General features: G+C 69.3%; 16 protein-coding genes and 1 riboswitch. Of the genes, 3 read left to right on the top strand and 13 right to left on the bottom strand.

The genetic code is table 11. The features are described from left to right. Window positions 1–4: 4 nt before the first annotated feature. From WIX39_RS05385 to metH, 4 genes are read right to left on the bottom strand one after another with little or no spacing between them, the layout of a single operon-like run. Window positions 5–406, bottom strand: coding sequence for a GtrA family protein (locus WIX39_RS05385; protein WP_081268091.1), 402 nt, complete (start codon window positions 404–406; stop codon window positions 5–7). Then, the gene (locus WIX39_RS05380; protein ID WP_106936150.1) at window positions 403–1,377 is read right to left on the bottom strand and encodes a glycosyltransferase; all 975 of its coding nucleotides are present in this window, start codon (window positions 1,375–1,377) and stop codon (window positions 403–405) included. Before WIX39_RS05380 ends, WIX39_RS05385 begins: the two co-directional genes overlap by 4 nt. Beyond that, a complete protein-coding gene (locus WIX39_RS05375) occupies window positions 1,374–3,203 on the bottom strand; it encodes an ArnT family glycosyltransferase (protein WP_409196321.1) in 1,830 nt (609 codons plus the stop codon). Before WIX39_RS05375 ends, WIX39_RS05380 begins: the two co-directional genes overlap by 4 nt. Before the next feature lie 54 nt (window positions 3,204–3,257). Then, window positions 3,258–5,972: a methionine synthase gene (gene metH / locus WIX39_RS05370; RefSeq protein WP_409194618.1), complete on the bottom strand. Its 2,715-nt coding sequence runs from the start codon at window positions 5,970–5,972 to the stop codon at window positions 3,258–3,260. A 79-nt stretch (window positions 5,973–6,051) separates the two neighbouring features. Then, window positions 6,052–6,127, bottom strand: a riboswitch (S-adenosyl-L-homocysteine riboswitch). Window positions 6,128–6,315: 188 nt separating this feature from the next. On the opposite strand from metH, the gene WIX39_RS05365 reads away from it, so the two are divergent. Beyond that, on the top strand, window positions 6,316–7,272 hold the full coding sequence (locus WIX39_RS05365; protein WP_409194617.1) for an esterase/lipase family protein: 957 nt from the start codon (window positions 6,316–6,318) through the stop codon (window positions 7,270–7,272). A 16-nt stretch (window positions 7,273–7,288) separates the two neighbouring features. Continuing rightward, on the top strand, window positions 7,289–8,224 hold the full coding sequence (locus tag WIX39_RS05360; RefSeq protein ID WP_409196320.1) for a lipase secretion chaperone: 936 nt from the start codon (window positions 7,289–7,291) through the stop codon (window positions 8,222–8,224). 12 nt (window positions 8,225–8,236) lie between these two features. On the opposite strand, the gene WIX39_RS05355 is transcribed toward WIX39_RS05360, so the two are convergent. Continuing rightward, window positions 8,237–8,674, bottom strand: a complete 438-nt coding sequence (locus tag WIX39_RS05355; protein WP_285411658.1) for a PACE efflux transporter — start codon at window positions 8,672–8,674, stop codon at window positions 8,237–8,239. A 122-nt stretch (window positions 8,675–8,796) separates the two neighbouring features. Between WIX39_RS05355 and WIX39_RS05350 the strand changes: the two genes are divergently transcribed. Next, window positions 8,797–9,726 carry a LysR family transcriptional regulator gene (locus WIX39_RS05350; protein ID WP_081268085.1) on the top strand — a complete coding sequence of 310 codons (930 nt, stop codon included), beginning with the start codon at window positions 8,797–8,799 and terminating at the stop codon, window positions 9,724–9,726. 7 nt (window positions 9,727–9,733) lie between these two features. Here the strand turns inward: WIX39_RS05350 and WIX39_RS05345 are convergent, their stop codons facing one another. The 8 genes from WIX39_RS05345 to WIX39_RS05310 form a co-directional block, all read right to left on the bottom strand. Further along, window positions 9,734–10,390, bottom strand: a complete 657-nt coding sequence (locus WIX39_RS05345; protein ID WP_409194616.1) for an SH3 domain-containing protein — start codon at window positions 10,388–10,390, stop codon at window positions 9,734–9,736. 167 nt (window positions 10,391–10,557) lie between these two features. Next, entirely contained in the window at window positions 10,558–11,610 is a 1,053-nt protein-coding gene (locus tag WIX39_RS05340) for a homocysteine S-methyltransferase family protein (RefSeq protein WP_081271405.1), read from the bottom strand. Between the two features lie 40 nt (window positions 11,611–11,650). Further along, on the bottom strand, window positions 11,651–12,475 hold the full coding sequence (hutG, locus tag WIX39_RS05335) for an N-formylglutamate deformylase (protein WP_106936156.1): 825 nt from the start codon (window positions 12,473–12,475) through the stop codon (window positions 11,651–11,653). Window positions 12,476–12,482: 7 nt separating this feature from the next. Further along, window positions 12,483–13,865 (bottom strand): formimidoylglutamate deiminase, encoded by a 1,383-nt coding sequence (locus WIX39_RS05330; RefSeq protein ID WP_409194615.1) that lies wholly within the window; start codon window positions 13,863–13,865, stop codon window positions 12,483–12,485. Further along, a complete protein-coding gene (gene hutI, locus WIX39_RS05325; protein WP_409194614.1) occupies window positions 13,862–15,088 on the bottom strand; it encodes an imidazolonepropionase in 1,227 nt (408 codons plus the stop codon). Before hutI ends, WIX39_RS05330 begins: the two co-directional genes overlap by 4 nt. Before the next feature lie 27 nt (window positions 15,089–15,115). Continuing rightward, window positions 15,116–15,688: a HutD/Ves family protein gene (locus WIX39_RS05320; RefSeq protein ID WP_409194613.1), complete on the bottom strand. Its 573-nt coding sequence runs from the start codon at window positions 15,686–15,688 to the stop codon at window positions 15,116–15,118. Between the two features lie 148 nt (window positions 15,689–15,836). Next, window positions 15,837–16,505, bottom strand: a complete 669-nt coding sequence (locus tag WIX39_RS05315) for an amino acid ABC transporter permease (protein WP_081271409.1) — start codon at window positions 16,503–16,505, stop codon at window positions 15,837–15,839. Between the two features lie 7 nt (window positions 16,506–16,512). Further along, on the bottom strand, window positions 16,513–17,274 hold the full coding sequence (locus tag WIX39_RS05310) for a transporter substrate-binding domain-containing protein (RefSeq protein ID WP_106936160.1): 762 nt from the start codon (window positions 17,272–17,274) through the stop codon (window positions 16,513–16,515). Window positions 17,275–17,318 lie beyond the last annotated feature (44 nt).

Raw genomic sequence — 17,318 nt, 5'->3', positions numbered from 1 at the left:
GGCCTCAGCCGCCGCGGTGCGAGCGAAACACCAGGTAGCGCGCCGACAGGAAATTGGCGCTCATCCCGGCAAGGCTGCCCATGGCCACGCCGAGCGCGGCGGCCCAGCGGCCTTCGACCCAGTGCAGGGTCAGCACGTAGGCGCCGTAGTTCAGCACCGCGCCGGCGGTCATGGTGGCGAGATAGCCGAAGTACTCACGCCAGATGGAACGGCTGGCCGCCGCGCCGGCCGCGAAGGTGTAGCGGCGGTTGAAGGCCCAGGTGGTGGTCGCCGCCGCCAGGAACGACACCACGCGCGCGACGTACCAGCCCAGCAGCGGCGCCAGCAGGTACAGCACCACCACGTCGACGACGAGCCCGATCACGCCGATCAAGGCGAACGACAGGAACTCCCGGCCGATCTTCATCGGTGGACAGCCGCGCGCACGCCCGGTATCGCTAGGTAGCGCAGCCGCTTGGCCTCCCGCCGCCCGAGCGTGATGGCGTGCATCACGATGCCGCAGACGAAGGACAGCATCGCGGCCAGCATGGCACCCGTCACCAGCACCGCCGTGGGAAGGCGCGGCACGAGGCCGGTGTGCATGTAGGTCATGAAGAGCGGCACCGCCAGCACGACCGACAGGGCCACCAGGAAGGCCCCGATGATCGAGAAGAACTGTAGCGGCCGTTCGCTCACGAACAGCTTGCAGATGGTCTTGAGGATGCGCCAGCCGTCGCGGTAGGTCGAGAGCTTGCTCTCGGAGCCTTCGGGCCGCGTGCTGTAGGCGGTGCTTTCCTCGGCGTAGGGCATGCGCAGCTCGAGCGCGTGCACGGTGAGTTCGGTCTCGATCTCGAAGCCGCGCGACAGCGCCGGGAACGACTTGGCGTAGCGCCGCGAGAACACGCGATAGCCCGAGAGCATGTCGGTCAGGCCGCCGCCGAAGAGCTGCACCACGGCGCCGGTCAGCAGCCGGTTGCCGAAGCGGTGGCCCGCACGGTAGGTGAGCGCGTTCCGGCCGTCGTCGACGCGGTTGCCGACCACCATGTCGAGGTTGCCCTCCACCAGCCGGTCGATCAGCCGGCGCGCGGCGGCGGCGTCGTAGGTGGCGTCGCCGTCGGCCATGACGTACACGTCGGCCTCGACGTCGGCGAACATGCGCCGCACCACGTTGCCCTTGCCGCGCGCGGCCACGTGCGTGACGACGGCGCCGGCCGCGCGCGCGACGGCGGCGGTGCCGTCGCTGGAGTTGTTGTCGAAGACGTGGACTTCGGCCTCGGGCAGCGCTGCGCGGAAGCCCTCGACCACCTGCGCGATGGCCAGCGCCTCGTTGTAGCAGGGGATGACGACTGCGATGCGCAAGGGATGGCGGGCGTGGGCGTGGGGGTCGGCGTCGGTCATGGTGCGACGGGGAGGATACGGTAGACGCGGCTGCCGTCCTGTTCGAACTGCACGGCGAAGTACTTGTCGAAGTCGACCCGGGCGCTGAACACGGGCACGACGGAGTCCGGCAGCACCACGGCGACGAAGCCCAGCCCCGTGAGCTTGCGCGCGAGGTCGCCGCCCGACAGCTTGCCGAAGTCGGTGTAGCGCCAAGGGCCGAGGGTGTCGCCCCAGATCGGGTTGGGGCCGTAGTAGATCGCCTCGTTCAGCGCGACCTGGTAGACCCGGCCGGTGGCGTTGCGGCGCAGGTAGTCCATGGCGGCATAGCCCGGCACGTGCTTGCGCAGGAAGGCTTCGCGCGTCTCGGGCGTGACGGAGATCATGCCGACCTTGACCGCGGTCTGGCGCACCGCCACGGCCGCCAGCACGGCCAGCAGCAGCACGGCCACCCAGTCGCCCATGCGGGCGCCGGCGCGGGCGGTGTCGCGGCTCATGGCGCCTGTCGCGACCGCAGCACCGGCCTCGCGCTCGTCCTTGCGGCCGAACAAGCGGCGCAGGCCCGACGAGATCCATCCGAACAGCACCTGCCAGCCGACGGCCGAGACCAGGGCCAGCAGCGGGAACGACGCCATCAGGTAGCGCGGGTAGCGCGAGGTCACGACCCACACGGCCACCGAGTAGAGGCAGAACCAGCCCGCCGCGCGCACGGCGGCAGAGCGCTTCCACAGCACGCCGAAGGGCGCGAGGAAGAACGACCAGATCAGCGCATTGGGCATCTCGGCGTGCACGCGCACGTCGGCCACCTGCTGCACGTAGTCGGCCGGCGTCCATTCGGTGAAACCGAACACACGCGCGCCGATGGGATTGAAGGGATCGCCCGTCATGACGAAGTTGCGCGCGTACCAGTAGATGCACGGCAGCAGGAAGCACACCAGCGCCAGCGCCCAGGCCTTGGGGCTGCGCTCCTGGCGCACCACGAACAGCGCCACCAGCGGCATGAAGACCAGCGCCTGGTACTTGGAGCCGGCGGCCACGCCGAGGAAGAAGGCCGCGAGCCCCAGCCAGCGCATGCCGCCGTGCACCGGCCTGCCGGGCTGCGACTCGCGCCACCACCACAGCGCCACGCACGCCGACAGCACGAACAGCGCGACGCCCATGTCGATGAGCGCGTTGGAGTAGTCGCCGAGCCCCAGCCAGATGGCCGCGCCGATGCAGGCGGTGAGCCGGTTGGCATGCTGCATGCCGAGGCGGTAGAGCATCACCACCGACAGCGCACCCGCCAGGGCGTTGAGGAAGTGCGGCAGCACGTCGTCGCCCAGCTGCAGCGCGGCGGCATACAGCAGGTTGTAGTTGTACGGGAACCAGGGGTAGCGCAGCCAGTCGTGGATGCCCAGCGTGCCCTGCTGCGCGACCTGCCGCGCATAGGGCAGGTGGTACATCAGCTCGTCGAAGGCGAAGGGCGGCGCGAGCGGCGCCACCAGGGCGGGCAGCGCGACCAGCGCCAGCGCGATGGCGGCGATGCGCTCATAACGGGTCCAGGGCGCCGCGGCCTCGCCGGAACGCATGGCACGCCGCTCGCGCAGCCAGCCGCGCAACTGGATCGCGGCGGCCGCCACGCCCGCCAGCACCAGTGCCAGCGTGGCCCCGGGCCGGAAGGCACCAAAGATGGCCAGCGCCTGGAACGCGCAGATGAAGAGCCCCATGCCCAGGGCCACGGCCATCGCGGCCTCCAGCCAGGCGTCACGCCGGGGCGGCGGAGCCAGGCGGCCGAGCAATGCGCGGCCGAAACCCCAGCTGCTGGTGATGAAGACCGCCAGTGCCGCGTAGTGCGCGGCCGCGAATATCAATTTCTGAATAGCAACTCCCGGTGCCGGTCGGCTGGGGACCGGCCGGCGGGTTCAAAGATTGGGTGCCAGCAGGCGCTCCAGGTCGGCCTCGCTCTCCTTGCGCCGCGCGGCCTGGTCCTGCAACTGGTCATGCCCGATCTTGCCGACGTTGAAGTAGGTGGAATCGGGGTGACTTAAGTAAAAACCACTCACGCTGGCGGCGGGCATCATAGCGAGGCTTTCCGTCAGGGTCATTCCAATGTCCGCGCAACCCAGAAGGTCGAACATCGGCCGCTTCACGCTGTGGTCGGGGCAGGCGGGATAGCCGGGCGCGGGGCGGATGCCGCGGTATTTCTCGGCAATCATGTCGTCGTTGCTCAGGCTTTCGTCGCTCGCGTAGCCCCAGAGGTCGGTGCGCGCGCGGTGGTGCAGCGACTCGGCGAAGGCCTCGGCCAACCGGTCGGCCAGGGCCTTGAGCATGATGGCGGAGTAGTCGTCGAGGTCGTCGATGAAGTACTTCTCTTTTTTCTCCACGCCCAGGCCGGCCGTCACGGCGAACACGCCCACGTAGTCCTTCAGGCCGCTCGCCTTGGGCGCGACGAAGTCGGCCAGGCAGCGGCTCGGGCGCATCACGCCGTCGATCACCTGCTTCTCGGTCTGCTGGCGCATGCCGTACCAGGTGAGCGCGACCTCGCTGCGCGTCTCGTCGGTGTAGAGCTCGATGTCGTCGTCGTTCACCGTGTTGGCGGGCCAGAAGCCGACGATGCCGCTCGCGCTGAGCCAGCGGCCTTCGATCAGGCGCTTGAGCATGCGCTGGCCGTCGGCGTACACGCGCACGGCCTCGGTGCCGACGATCTCGTCCTTCAGGATGGCGGGGAACGGGCCGGCCAGGTCCCAGGTCTGGAAGAACGGGCCCCAGTCGATGTACTTGGCAAGCTCGGTCAGGTCGAAGTTCCTGAACACGCGCCGGCCGATGAACTTGGGTACCGGCGGCGTGTAGCTCGACCAGTCGATCGGCGTCTTGTTGGCGCGCACCTTGGCCAGCGGCCACAGCGGCACTTGCTTCTTGTTGGCGTGCTGCTGGCGCACCTTCTCGTAGTCGGCGTTGATCTCGTCGATGTACGCGGTCGCCTGGTCGCTCAGCAGGCTTTGCGCCACGCTCACGCTGCGCGAGGCATCGGGCACGTAGACCACCGGGCCTTCGTAGTGCGGCGCGATCTTCACGGCCGTGTGCACGCGGCTGGTGGTGGCGCCGCCGATGAGCAGCGGGATCTTCCTGATGCGGAAGTGGTCGTCCTTCTGCATCTCGCCGGCCACGTACTGCATCTCTTCGAGGCTGGGCGTGATCAGGCCCGACAGGCCCACGATGTCCGCGCCCTCGACCTTCGCCTTGGCAAGAATTTCGTGGCACGGGACCATCACGCCCATGTTCACCACTTCGAAGTTGTTGCACTGGAGCACGACGGTGACGATGTTCTTGCCGATGTCGTGCACGTCGCCCTTCACGGTGGCGATGATGATCTTGCCCTTGGTGCGCACGTCGCGGCCCGCGGCCTCGTCCTGGCGCTTTTCTTCCTCGATGTAGGGAATGAGGTGGGCCACGGCCGACTTCATGACGCGCGCCGACTTCACCACCTGCGGCAGGAACATCTTGCCCTGGCCGAACAGGTCGCCCACGATGTTCATGCCGTCCATCAGCGGGCCTTCGATCACGTGCAGCGGGCGGCCGCCCTTGGCGAGGATCTGCTGGTAGGCCTCTTCGGTGTCCTCGACGATGAAGTCGGTGATGCCGTGCACCATCGCGTGCGACAGGCGCTGGTTGACGTGCACCGGGTTCTCGGGCGTGCCGCGCCATTCGAGCTTCTTGCTGTCGTCCTTCGCGCCGCTCTTGGCGGTTTCGGCCACCTCGACGAGGCGCTCGCCGGCGTCGGGGCGGCGGTTGAGCACCACGTCTTCCACGCGCTCGCGCAGCGTCGGCTCCAGGTCGTCGTACACGCCCACCATGCCGGCGTTGACGATGCCCATGTCCATGCCGGCCTTGATGGCGTGGTACAGGAACACGGTGTGGATCGCCTCGCGCACCGGGTCGTTGCCGCGGAAGCTGAAGCTCACGTTGCTTACGCCGCCCGACACCTTGGCGCCCGGCAGGTTCTCCTTGATCCAGCGCACGGCGTTGATGAAGTCGACCGCGTAGTTGTCGTGTTCCTCGATGCCGGTGGCAATGGCGAAGATGTTCGGGTCGAAGATGATGTCTTCCGGCGGGAAGCCCACCTCGTCGACCAGGATGCGGTAGGCCCGCTCGCAGATCTCGACCTTGCGTGCGTAGGTGTCGGCCTGGCCCTTCTCGTCGAAGGCCATGACCACGGCGGCGGCGCCGTAGCGCTTGACCAGCTTGGCCTCGTGCTTGAACTTGTCGACGCCCTCCTTCATGGAGATGGAGTTGACGATGCCCTTGCCCTGGATGCAGCGCAGGCCCGCCTCGATGACCTCCCACTTCGAGCTGTCGACCATCACCGGCACGCGCGCGATGTCGGGCTCGCTGGCAATGAGGTTCAGGAAGCGCACCATGGCGGCCTTGCTGTCGAGCATGGCCTCGTCCATGTTGATGTCGATCACCTGCGCGCCGTTCTCGACCTGCTGGCGCGCCACGGCCAGCGCCTCTTCGAACTGGCCGTTCAGGATCATCCGCGCAAAGGCCTTGGAGCCGGTGACGTTGGTGCGCTCGCCGATATTGACGAACAGCGTGCCTTCGCCGATGGCGACCGGCTCGAGGCCGGACAGCTTCATGGGCGGGGGTGCCAGGGGGGCGGAATCGGGGGTAGCTGGAGCGGGAATCTGGGACATGGCCTCACCTGCGGAAGAGTCGAACAGGCGAGCGTCGTTGTCGCCCCAAGCCTGACGGCCGGCCGCTGTGGCCCGCCGCTGCAACGCTCCTTGGGAAGGCGAGCATTTTAGGGCGATTCAACCCGCCACGGGGAAAACCCCAGTTTCCATTCCCGCCCGCATCCACAGAATGCGGCCACCGTTTCCGAACGAACGTTCGTTTTTTCCAACCGACGTCAGGGAGTGCCGGATGGCCATGAAGTGCAATGTGGTTCTTTGCTGCGGGCTTGCCGCGGCGGCGATGGCAATGACCCCCATGGCCCGCGCGGCCGCCAGCGGCGGCTCGACGCTGGTGACGGCCCGAGCGGCCTCCGACGAGGCGAAGACCAGATACCCCATCGTGCTGGTCCACGGTCTTCTGGGCTTCGACAACCTGCTGGGCGTCGACTACTTCTACGGCATTCCCGACAAGCTGGCCGGCGCCGGCGCGCGGGTCTACGTGGCGCAGGTCTCGGGTACCAACACCTCGGAGATCCGCGGCGAGCAGCTGCTGCAGGAGCTCAAGACCATCCGCGCACTGGAAAAGAACCCGACGCTCAAGTTCAACCTGATCGGCCATTCCCAAGGCGCGCCCACGGTGCGCTATGTGGCGGCGGTGGCGCCCGACATGGTGGCGTCGGTCACCTCGGTGGGCGGCGCGAACGGCGGCTCCAAGGTGGCCGACCTGCTCGCCAGGCTGCCCGAGGGCGGCATCGCGCAAGGCGTGGTCGTCAAGGCCGTGGGGCTGCTGACCAGCGTGATCGGCTTCCTCTCGGGCAAGGACCCGAGCCAGCTGCCGGAAGTCCCGCTGAACGCGCTGGCCTCGCTGACCACGGCCGGTGGCGCGGCCTTCGACGCCAAGTTCCCGCAGGGACGGCCCGCGCAGGGCTCGTCGTGCAGCGTGAAGAGCGGCGCGGCAGTGGTGAACGGCGTGCGCTACTACTCGTGGTCGGGCGTGTCGACCGGCTTCAGCCTGTTCGACCCGAGCGACGCGCCGCTGTCGGCGCTGGGCACCCTCGCCTTCTTCGGCGAGGACAACGACGGCCTGCTCGCGACCTGCACCACGCGGCTCGGCACCCACCTGGGCGACTACCGCCAGAACCACCTCGACGAGGTCAACCAGGTGCTGGGCAACACCTACGGCAGCCAGTTCCCGTACTACGAGAAGAAGGTGCCGGAGATCTTCAAGGACCAGGCCGCGCGGCTGAAGAGCGCGGGACTCTGAGGCGCCGGCCGTGGGAATGCGGTGGGTGCCCTGGGCGGCGGGCGGCGCGGTGCTGATCGCGGTCGGCGGCGGCTGGCTCGCGAGCCTTCCGGACGAAGACGGCCCCTTCGCCGCAGAACGCGGGCCTGCCGCGGCGACCACCGCCACGGCAGGCCCCGAGCCACGACCCGCGCACACCGCAACGGCAGCCGCCGTACCCGACGCCCTGCTGAACAGCTCGCTCATCTCCATCTTCGACCAAGTGCTGTCCGAGGCGCAGGCCGACAACAAGGCCGCCTTCATGGCCAAGGCCCCCGCCCTGCTGGCCAAGTACCTGCGCGAAGACTGGCGCGTGCGCGCGCTCGGACTGCTCGAACGCTATGTCGACATGCAGGAGGCCCTGACGTCGATGCCGCCGCCCGCGCCCGGCGACCCCGCGCAACTGCGCCGCGCCCTGCAGGCGCGCGAGGCGATGCGCCGGCGCTACTTCGCGCCCGAGGAAATCGAAGGCTTGTTCGGCGACCAGATCCGCCAGGACAACTTCATGGCCGACAAGCTGGAACTGCTCGCCAACACCGCCCTGACGCCCGAGCAGCGCACCGCTGCCTTGAAGCAAAGCGAGCAGGCATGGCTGTCGCCGGAACAGCGCGAAGTGCGCCGGGAAGCCGTCGCCCATGCCGACGTGATGCAGCAGACCGCCGCGCTCGAGGCGCGAGGCGCGAGCCCGCAGGAGCGCTTTGCCGCGCGCAGCGAAGCCTACGGCTACGAAGTGGCCCGCAACCTCGCGGCACTCGACCAGGAAAACCAGGACTGGAATGCGCGCCTCGACCGCTACGCGGCGGCGTCCGAAGCCGAACAGGCCCGGTTGCGCGAAACGCTCTTCAACGAAACCGAGCGCCTGCGCTTGAGCGGCGCGCTGGCGATGCGCTCGGCCGCGGCGCGCAAACCCGTCGCGCCGCCGGGCGGGCAGTAGGCACCTGGCGCCTCAGGCCGGCTGCGCCTTGCCCATCGCCGAGGCCGGCAGGCCGAAGATGCGGTCGAAGGCCCAGTTGAAGACGAAGGTGTAGACCAGGAAGAACACCACCAGCCCCAGGTCCATCACCAGCGCCTGCCAGAGCGACACGCCCAGGCCCCAGGCGAACATCGGCACCAGGAACGCGACCAGCCCGCCCTCGAAGCCGATGGCATGGGCGATGCGGCGGCGCACGCTGCGCCCGCGCACCGCCTGGCGCGACTCCCAGCGCTCGAACAAGGCGTTGAAAGCCAGGTTCCAGAGCACCGCGATCACCGATGCAGCCACCGCCAGCGCGCCGGAATGGCCCAGGCCGGCGTCGGTCATCAATGCCAGGCCGGCGCTGGCGGCGACGATGGCGATCCCTTCGTAAAGGGAGATGTAGACAACACGACGGCGAAGCCCCTGCATGATTTTTCCTCTTGCGTTCTGGATGAATGAAATGCGATGGGTGGACTTTATGTGTCTATTGCTGATATAAAAAGTTAACTTATTTCAGTTTTACTGATAGATCGACCCGAAAGCGCAAGCCAATGGCCTTCACCAGCGAGAACGTCGAAGTCTTCCTGGCCGTGATCGACCACGGCTCCTTTTCGGCCGCGGCCCGGGTGCTGCGCCGGGTGCCTTCGGCCGTGAGCATGGCCATCGCCAACCTCGAGGCCGAGCTCGATCTGCCGCTGTTCGACCGCAAGGGCCGCGAGCCCCAGCCCACCGCCGCCGCGCGCTCGCTGGAGCCGCAGGCGCGCATGTTGGCGACCCAGCTCAAGCAGTTGCAGGTGCAGGCCCTCGCGCTGACCCAGGGCCTGGAAGACCGGCTCACGCTGGCCATCGCACCCGAGCTGCTGGCCGCGCCGTGGAGCGGCCCGCTGGCCACGCTGGCGCAGGAATACCCGCTGCTGCAGGTCGAGGTGCTGGCCGCCCCGCAGGCCGATGCGCTCGAACTGCTGCACAGCGGCCGCGCGCAACTGGCGCTGGTGTTCGAGCGCCCCAGCCTCGACGGCCGCGAAGGCTTCCAGGAAGTCGGCAGCGACCTCATGGTGGCGGTGATGGCGCCCGACCACCCGGTGCTGCTCGCCGCCCCCGGCGGCAAGCTGCGCGAGGACCACCTGACGAACACCCGGCAGATCGTCGTCGCCGGGCGCGACCTTGCCACCAGCGACCCGCGCTTCGTGTTCGCTCGCCATGTCTGGCGCACCGACAACGCGCTGGCCGCGCTGAGCCTGATCACCGCCGGGCTGGGCTGGGGCTGGCTGCAGCGCAACTTCGCGCGGCCTCACGTGGCGGCAGGCGCGCTGGTGGAAATTCCGTTCGAAAACCTCAGCAACGGGCTCGACCTGTGGGTCGACGTGGTGTGGTCACGCGAGCGCCCGCTCGGCCTGGGGGCGCAGCGCTTCGTGTCGCTGATCGGGCAGGATCGCCGGCCCCCCGGCGAATGCGGCCCCAAGACCGGCGGCGAAGGCTGACGGCCGGTCAGGGCCGGTGTCCACCGCCCCCGTGGTGTCCACCACCGCCTGGATGCGGCATACCGGGAGGCGGCCCGGGCCGGAACCCCGGATGCGGCCGCGGCGGCCGGAAGCCGGGGTCGACCGGAGGCCGGATACCGGGCGGGGGCGGTGGACGCACGCCCGGCCCCGGCGGCCGGAAGCCCGGTCCCGGCCAGGGGCGGGGCTGCCATCCCGGCCGGATCGGCGGCGGTGGCTGCCAGCCGGCCACCGGCGGCGGCGGCCTGCCGCCCCACCAGCGCCGGTCGCCGTACCACGGCCGGTCGCGGTAATAGTTGCCCCAGTAGCTGCCGATCGCGAAGCCGACGATCGGCACGCCGATCACCGCGCCGTAGGTGGCCAGCGGCACGCGCTGCTCCTGGTAGGCGTAGTCGAGGTTCCGCGCCCAGACCCAGCCGCGCCCGCCGTCTGGCAGCAGCACGTCGCACCAGCCGTAGCCGCTGGTGCAGCCCACCACATCGAGCGGCTGCCCGGGCGCCAGGCGCGCCACCAGTGGATAGTCGCCCGACGGGCCAGCCCGCAGGTTCACTGCGCCGCGCGTGAAGGCCTGCTGCGCCGCCGCCGAAAGCGGCAGCACCAGGGCGACCGCGGCGATGCCGGCCCAGCGTCGTGGGAATGAGTTCATGGCAAGGCTCCTTGCGCCCAGCCTATGCCGGGACCCCCAGCCCGTCAATCGGCGCGGGGCCGATTCAGTGAACACCGAGGAACCGGCTCAGCCGGGCCTCAGGTGTTGCCCCAGGCAGGGGGAAGGCGCAGCGATACGAAGTGCGCGAAGCCTGGGGGCGAGCCTCTTTATGCCGCTTCGCGGTAGAAGCCGGCACTGTGGGCGCCCAGCGCGCGGCCCGGCATCGGTGCCACGGCCTGGCCGATGGCGGCGATGTGGTCCGGCGTGGTGCCGCAGCAGCCGCCCACGATGTTCACCAGCCCCTCGGCCGCGAACTCGTGCAGCAGGCGCGATGTGACGTCCGGCGTCTCGTCGAAACCCGTGTCGCTCATCGGGTTGGGCAGGCCGGCGTTCGGGTAGCAGCTGATGAAGGTGTCGCCGGCCACGCGCGCCAGCTCCTGGATGTACGGGCGCATCAGCGCAGCGCCCAGCGCGCAGTTCAGGCCGATGGCCAGCGGCTGCGCATGGCGCACGCTGTGCCAGAAGGCGGTGACGGTCTGCCCGCTCAGGATGCGGCCCGAGGCGTCGGTCACCGTGCCGCTGATGATCAGCGGCAGGCGGTTGCCGCTGTTGTCGAAATACTCGTCCACCGCGAACAGCGCGGCCTTGGCGTTGAGCGTGTCGAAGATGGTCTCGACCAGGATCACGTCGGCGCCGCCCTCGACCAGCGCTTCGGTCTGCTCGTAGTAGGCCGCGCGCAGCTCCTCGAAATTGACGTTGCGCGCGCCCGGGTCGTTCACGTCGGGGCTGATGCTCGCCGTCTTGGGCGTCGGGCCGAGGGCGCCGGCCACGAAGCGCGGCTTGTCCGGCGTGCTGAACTTGTCGCAGGCCGCGCGCGCCAGCCGGGCGGATTCGAGGTTCATCTCGCGCGCCAGGTGGGCCATCTTGTAGTCCTCCTGCGCGATGGTGGTCGCGCCGAAGGTGTTGGTCTCGATCAGGTCGGCGCCGGCCGCGAGGTAACCCTCGTGGATGTCACGGATCACGTCGGGCCGCGTGAGCGACAGCAGTTCGTTGTTGCCCTTGACGTCGCGATCGAAGTCCTTGAAGCGCTCGCCGCGGTACTGCTCCTCGGTGAGCTTGAAGCGCTGGATCATCGTGCCCATGGCACCGTCGAGGATGGCGATGCGCTTGGCGAGGATGCCGGGCAGGGCCTGGCCGTGGGTGTAGATGACGGGCTTCATAGCCTCCGATTGTAGAAAGCGGGCCCGCCCCTGGCGGGCGTCAGCCCTTTCGGCGGCTCTCCACGAAATCCAGCACCGCCTCGATCATGCGCCGCACATGCGGCTGCACGCCTGCCGCCACCTCGGGCAGGTAGTCGAACGGCAGCTTCTCCTGCATGTAGCTCGACTGCGTCATCTCCAGTTGCACCGCGTGCACGTTCTGCGCCGGGTTGCCGTAGTTGCGCGTGATGTAGCCGCCGGTGAAGCGGCCGTTGAGCACGCCCGTGTAGCCGGTGGCGCTTTCGGCGATGCCCAGCAGCGTCTGCGCCAGCGCCGGATCGCAGCTGACGCCCTTGCCGGTGCCCAGGTTCAGGTCGGGCAGCTTGCCTTCGAAGAAACGCGGCAGCACCGAGCGGATCGAGTGGGCGTCCCACAGCGCGGCCACGCCGTGCTGCGCGCGGATGCGGGCGAGTTCTTCGGCCAGCTTGGCGTGGTAGGGCTGCCAGATGGCGTCGCGGCGCTCGGCGGTTTCCTCGTCGCCCGGCAGGTCGCGGGGGTCGGCATACACCGGCGTGTCGTCGAAGGTGTCGACCGGGCACAGGCCGGTGACGCTCTGGCCGGGATACAGGCTCGCGCCGTCCGGCGGACGGTTCAGGTCGATCACGTAGCGCGAGTGCGTGGCCACGAGCACCGAGGCGCCGAGTTCGTCGGCAAAGTCGTAGAGCCTTTCGAGGTGCCAGTCGGTGTCGGGCACGTGGCGCGCCTCTTCCGTGAAGCGCTCGGCAAGCGCCGGCGGCACGTGCGTGCCGACGTGCGGCATCGAAATGAGCAGCGCTCGCGTGCCCTGGCGAAAACGGAATGGCGGTTCGGCGGTGGTGAAGGCCATGGTGGGGTCAGTCCTTGAGTAGTTGGGTGCGCGCGGCCACGAAGGCGGCCGCGGCTTCGTCGTGCAGCGCGTGGCGGCCGGCCGACACGCGCGGGCGGCCCGCCACCCAGACGCTGTCGATGGCCGAGGTGCGGTGGCTCGCGAAGACGTGGGCCGAGAGCATATCGGGCGCCGGCAGCCCCTGCAGCGCGAGGTGCGACGCGTCGAGCACGGCGAAGTCGGCCTGCTGCCCCGCCGCAAGTCCGCCGACCGCGCGGCCCGCGGCCTGCGCACCGCCCTGGACCGCTTCGAGCGTGAGCGCGGTCGCGACATGCGGCTGCGCCGCGCTGGCGCCGACGTTGCGCTGGCGCCTGGCCAGGCGCTGGCTGTATTCGAGCATCAGCAGCTCTTCGGCCGCGTTCACGCTGGCGTGGCTGTCCGAGCCCACGCCCCATGCGCCGCCGTGGCTGCGCCACTTGGCGAAGTCGAAGATGCCGTCGCCCAGGTTGGCTTCGGTGGTCGGGCACAGGCCCGCGACCGCGCCGCTGCGGGCCGCGTATTCGTACTCCGCGTCGTTCATGTGCGTGGCGTGCACCAGGCACCAGCGCGCATCGACCGGCGCGTGGTCGAGCAGCCACTCCACGGGGCGCAGCCCGCTCCAGGCCACGCAGTCGTCCACTTCCTTCGTCTGCTCGGCGATGTGGATGTGGATGGGCGCGCTGCGGTCGATGGCTTCGAGCCCCGCGATCGCATCGCGCAGGCCTTCGGGCGGCACGGCGCGCAGCGAGTGCGGCGCGAGGCCGAGGCGCGCGCCCTGCGCGTCGCAAGCCGGCTTGAGCGCTTCGAGCAGGCGCAGCATCGAATCGGTCGAGCGGATGAAGCGGCGCTGCCCCTCGGTGGGCGGCAGGTCGCCGAAGCCGCCGGTCTGGTAGAGCACGGGCAGCAGCGTGAAGCCGATGCCGGCCTTCTTCGCCGCGCGCAGCAGGGCCAGGCTCAGCGTGGCGTCGTCGGCATACGGGCGGCCGTCCACGTCGTGGTGCACGTACTGGAACTCGCACACGCTGGTGTAGCCCGCTTCGAGCATCTCGGCGTAAAGCCAGGTCGCGATGGCTTCCATGTGCTGCGGGCCGAGGCGCGCGGCAAAGCGGTACATCAGCGTGCGCCAGCTCCAGAAGCTGTCCTGCTGCTCGGCGCGGTGCTCGGTGAGGCCGGCAAAGGCGCGCTGGAAGGCGTGCGAATGCAGGTTGGGCATGCCGGGAATCACGGGGCCGGTGGCGGCTTGCGTGTCCGCCGGACGTTGCGCACCGGACTGAACCTGCGTGAGCTGGCCCGCATCGTTCCACGCCAGCAGGACGTTCCTGGCCCAGCCTTCGGGCAGCAGCGCGTCGGCCGCGAAAAGAGTGTTTGTCATGCGTTGGCTCCGATGGCGATGCGGCCCTGGCGCACCACGGTGCGCACGGGCTGCTGGCCGAACCAGTAGGCCAGTTCGGCCGCTTCGCGCACGTTCCACAGCACGAAGTTGGCGGGCATGCCGGGCGCGATGGCGCCGTGCGTGTCTTGCAGGCCGAGCGCGCGTGCCGCGTGCACGGTGACGCCGTCCAGCGCCTCGGGCACCGTCAGGCGGAACAGCGTGCAGGCCATGTTCACCATCAGCAGCAGGCTCAGCGCCGGCGAGGTGCCGGGGTTGTGATCTGTAGAAACCGCCATCGGCACGCCCGCGGCGCGCAGCGCGCCGATGGGCGGCAGGTGCGTGTCGCGCAGCGTGTAGTAGGCGCCGGGCAGCAGCACGGCCACGGTGCCTGATTGGCGCATCGCCTCGATGCCCTGGGCCGACAGGTGCTCGATGTGGTCGCACGAGAGCGCGCCGTAGCGCGCGGCCAGCGCGGCGCCGCCCATGTCCGACAGCTGCTCCGCATGCAGTTTCACCGGCAAGCCCAGCGCCTTGGCGGCCTTGAAGACCTGCTCGGTCTCCCCGAGCGTGAAGGCGATGCGCTCGCAGAACACGTCGACCGCGTCGACCAGCCCTTCGGCCGCCAGCGCGGGCAGCATTCCGTTGCAGACGAGGTCGATGTAGTCGCCGCTGCGGCCCGCGTATTCAGGAGGCAGCGCGTGCGCGCCGAGGAATGTGGTGCGCACCGTCACGCCATAGGCCTCGCCCAGGCGCCGCGCCACGCGCAGTTGCTTGCGCTCGTGCTCCAGCGAGAGGCCGTAGCCCGACTTGATCTCGACGGCGCACACGCCGTCTGCCAGCAACTGTTCGAGCCGCGACGCGGCCTGCGCGAACAGCGTGTCTTCGTCGGCCTCGCGCGTGGCGCGCACCGAAGACACGATGCCGCCGCCGGCCTTGGCCACTTCTTCGTAGCTCGCGCCGGCGAGGCGCATCGCGAATTCGTTGGCACGCTGGCCGCCGTAGACCAGGTGCGTATGGCAATCGACCAGCCCCGGCGTGACCAGCGCGCCGCCGCCGCCGTGCTGCTTGAGCCCGGCGAATTCCGCCGGCAGTGCGCTGCGTGCGCCGACCCAGCGGACCGCGCCCTGCGCCACGACGATGGCGCCCTCCACCGTGGCATCGGTGGCGAGGCGAAGACCGGTCCAGAGGCCGTCGGCGGAAGGAAATTCGTTGGCGGGTTTCATCGTCTTTCTTCTCGTTGGCTTTGCGGGTCAGGCAGGCAGGATGCGCACCGCGAGCAGCCGTGCGTCGGCGCCCTCCGGCAGCGCCTGCCAGGCCTGCGTGGCGTCGGCCCACTGCAGGCCCTCGCCTTCGCGGCACGCTTCATCATTCAGGCGCCACGCGCCGCGCAACGCGAGCAGCACGCCGTGCGGCGCGGCGCCGATGGCCGATGCGCTGTCGAGAACCCGCACCTCGGCGCGCCACTGTCCGCGTCGCGTCATCACGTTGAAGTCGTTGGACGCACCGCCGAGCAGCGTGCAGTCGATGGCCTCGTCGCCGCTGAAGGCGAAGGGCCGGTGCGGCACGTCGAGGCGATGGTCGATGCGCCCGTCGTGCGTGAAGAGGCGCACGCCGTCGCCTTCCAGCAGCGTGATGCTGCGGTCGACGCCTGCGAATACCGAGAACGGCCCCGCCGCCGCGATGGTTGCGATGCTCACGCGCCAGCCGAAGTTGTCGAGCCCCGCGCCCTGCGGCCAGCTCATGATTTGCTGCGTGGTGCCGCCGCCGTTTTTCCAGGGCGTGACGGGAAGCGAGGTGCGCGAGAAGCGCTGCGCGCCGCTCATTGCCGAGCCTCTTGCTCCTTCCCCCTCTGGGGGAAGGCGGGGATGGGGGCGGCGCCCGATGAGCGTTGCGACTGGGTCGAGGCCGTCGTGCCCCCACCCCTGCCCTCCCCCAGCGGGGGAGGGAGAAATGCGCATACGGAAGCCACGCTCATCGCATCAACCCGCCCTGGCGCAGCTTCTGCTCGAAGTGCCTCAGGATCAGCGTCATGGTGCCCGTGAGCACGAAGTACACGACCGCGATCGCCAGGTACACCTCCAGCGAACGGTAAGACACGCTGATGATCTTCTGCCCCTCGTGCATCACGTCGTGGATTGTCAGGAGCGACACCAGCGCCGAGTTCTTGATGAGCGCGATGAACTCGTTGCCCAGCGGCGGGATCATGCGCACCACCGCCTGCGGCAGCACGATCTGGCGCATGGCCACCCCGGGCGTCATGCCCAGCGACTGCGCCGCCAGCGTCTGGCCCTTGTCGATCGACTGGATCGCGCCGCGCACGATCTCCGACACGTATGCGCCCGAATACACGCCGAGCCCCAGCACGCCGCACACGAAGGCCGGCAGCAGGATGCCGAAATGCGGCAGGCCGAAGAACAGGATGAACAGCTGCACCAGCAGCGGCGTGCCGCGGATGGCGGCCACGTAAGCGGTGCACGCGCCGTAGATCCAGCGCCGCTTCGGGTTCAGCCGGCCGATGCCGACCAGCAGGCCCAGCACGCAGCCCAGGGCCAGCGCGCAGGCGGTGATCTCCACCGTGACCAGCGCGCCGCGCAGCAGGTCGGGCCAGCCCTGCCAGACCGGCGAGAAATCGAGATCCATGGCCTGCTTACTTGGCGTTGGCGCTGAACCACTTCTTCACGATCTGGTCGTAGGTGCCGTCCGCTTTCAGCTTCTCGATGGCGCCGTTCACCGCCTTGGTCAGCTCGGGCGTGTCCTTGCGGATCGCCATGCCGTACTCCTCGGTCGTGATCTGCTCGGGCAGCACCTTCAGGCCGCCGCGCGTGCGCACGTACTGGTAGGCGGCGGGCTTGCCGGTCACGGCGGCGTCGGCGCGGCCGATGTCGACGAGGTTGAACATCTCCTGGTTCTTCTCGACCTCCATCAGCTGCACCTGCGGGAATTTCTCCTTGGTGTAGCTCACCGACTTGGTGCCCACCTGCACGCTGACCTTCTTGCCGTTGATGTCGGCCGGCGTCTTGATGGCGGTGTTGCCGTCCTTCACCATCACCACCAGGCCGCCCGCGTAGTAGGGCACGGTGAAGTCGACGACCTTCTTGCGCTCGTCGGTGATGTAGATGCCCGAGACGGCCATGTCGAAGCGCTTGGAAATGAGGCCCGGCACGAGGCCCTTGAAGTCGATGTCGATCCACTCGATCTTGCGGCCCAGCGTCTTGCCGATGGCCTCGACCAGTTCCACGTCGAAGCCGGTGCGCTTGCCGTTCTCCACGAATTCCATCGGCGGGAAGGTGGCGTCGGTGGCCACGCGCAGCGGCTCGCCTTGCGCCTGGGCGGCGCCGGCGAAGCCGAAGAGAGCGAGGCCGGAGAGTGCGGCGGCGGCAACGGAAATGAGGGAGCGGCGGGTGTTCATGGTGAAAGGCTTCCGTGGGAATGAAAAAGAAAAAGCAGCGCGCG

Origin of the sequence: Variovorax sp. AB1(2024) (genome assembly GCF_037482385.2) — a bacterium.
Lineage (GTDB): Bacteria > Pseudomonadota > Gammaproteobacteria > Burkholderiales > Burkholderiaceae_C > Variovorax.
Note: the sequence above shows the minus strand (reverse complement) of the source record. Positions and strands in the feature narration are given on the sequence as shown.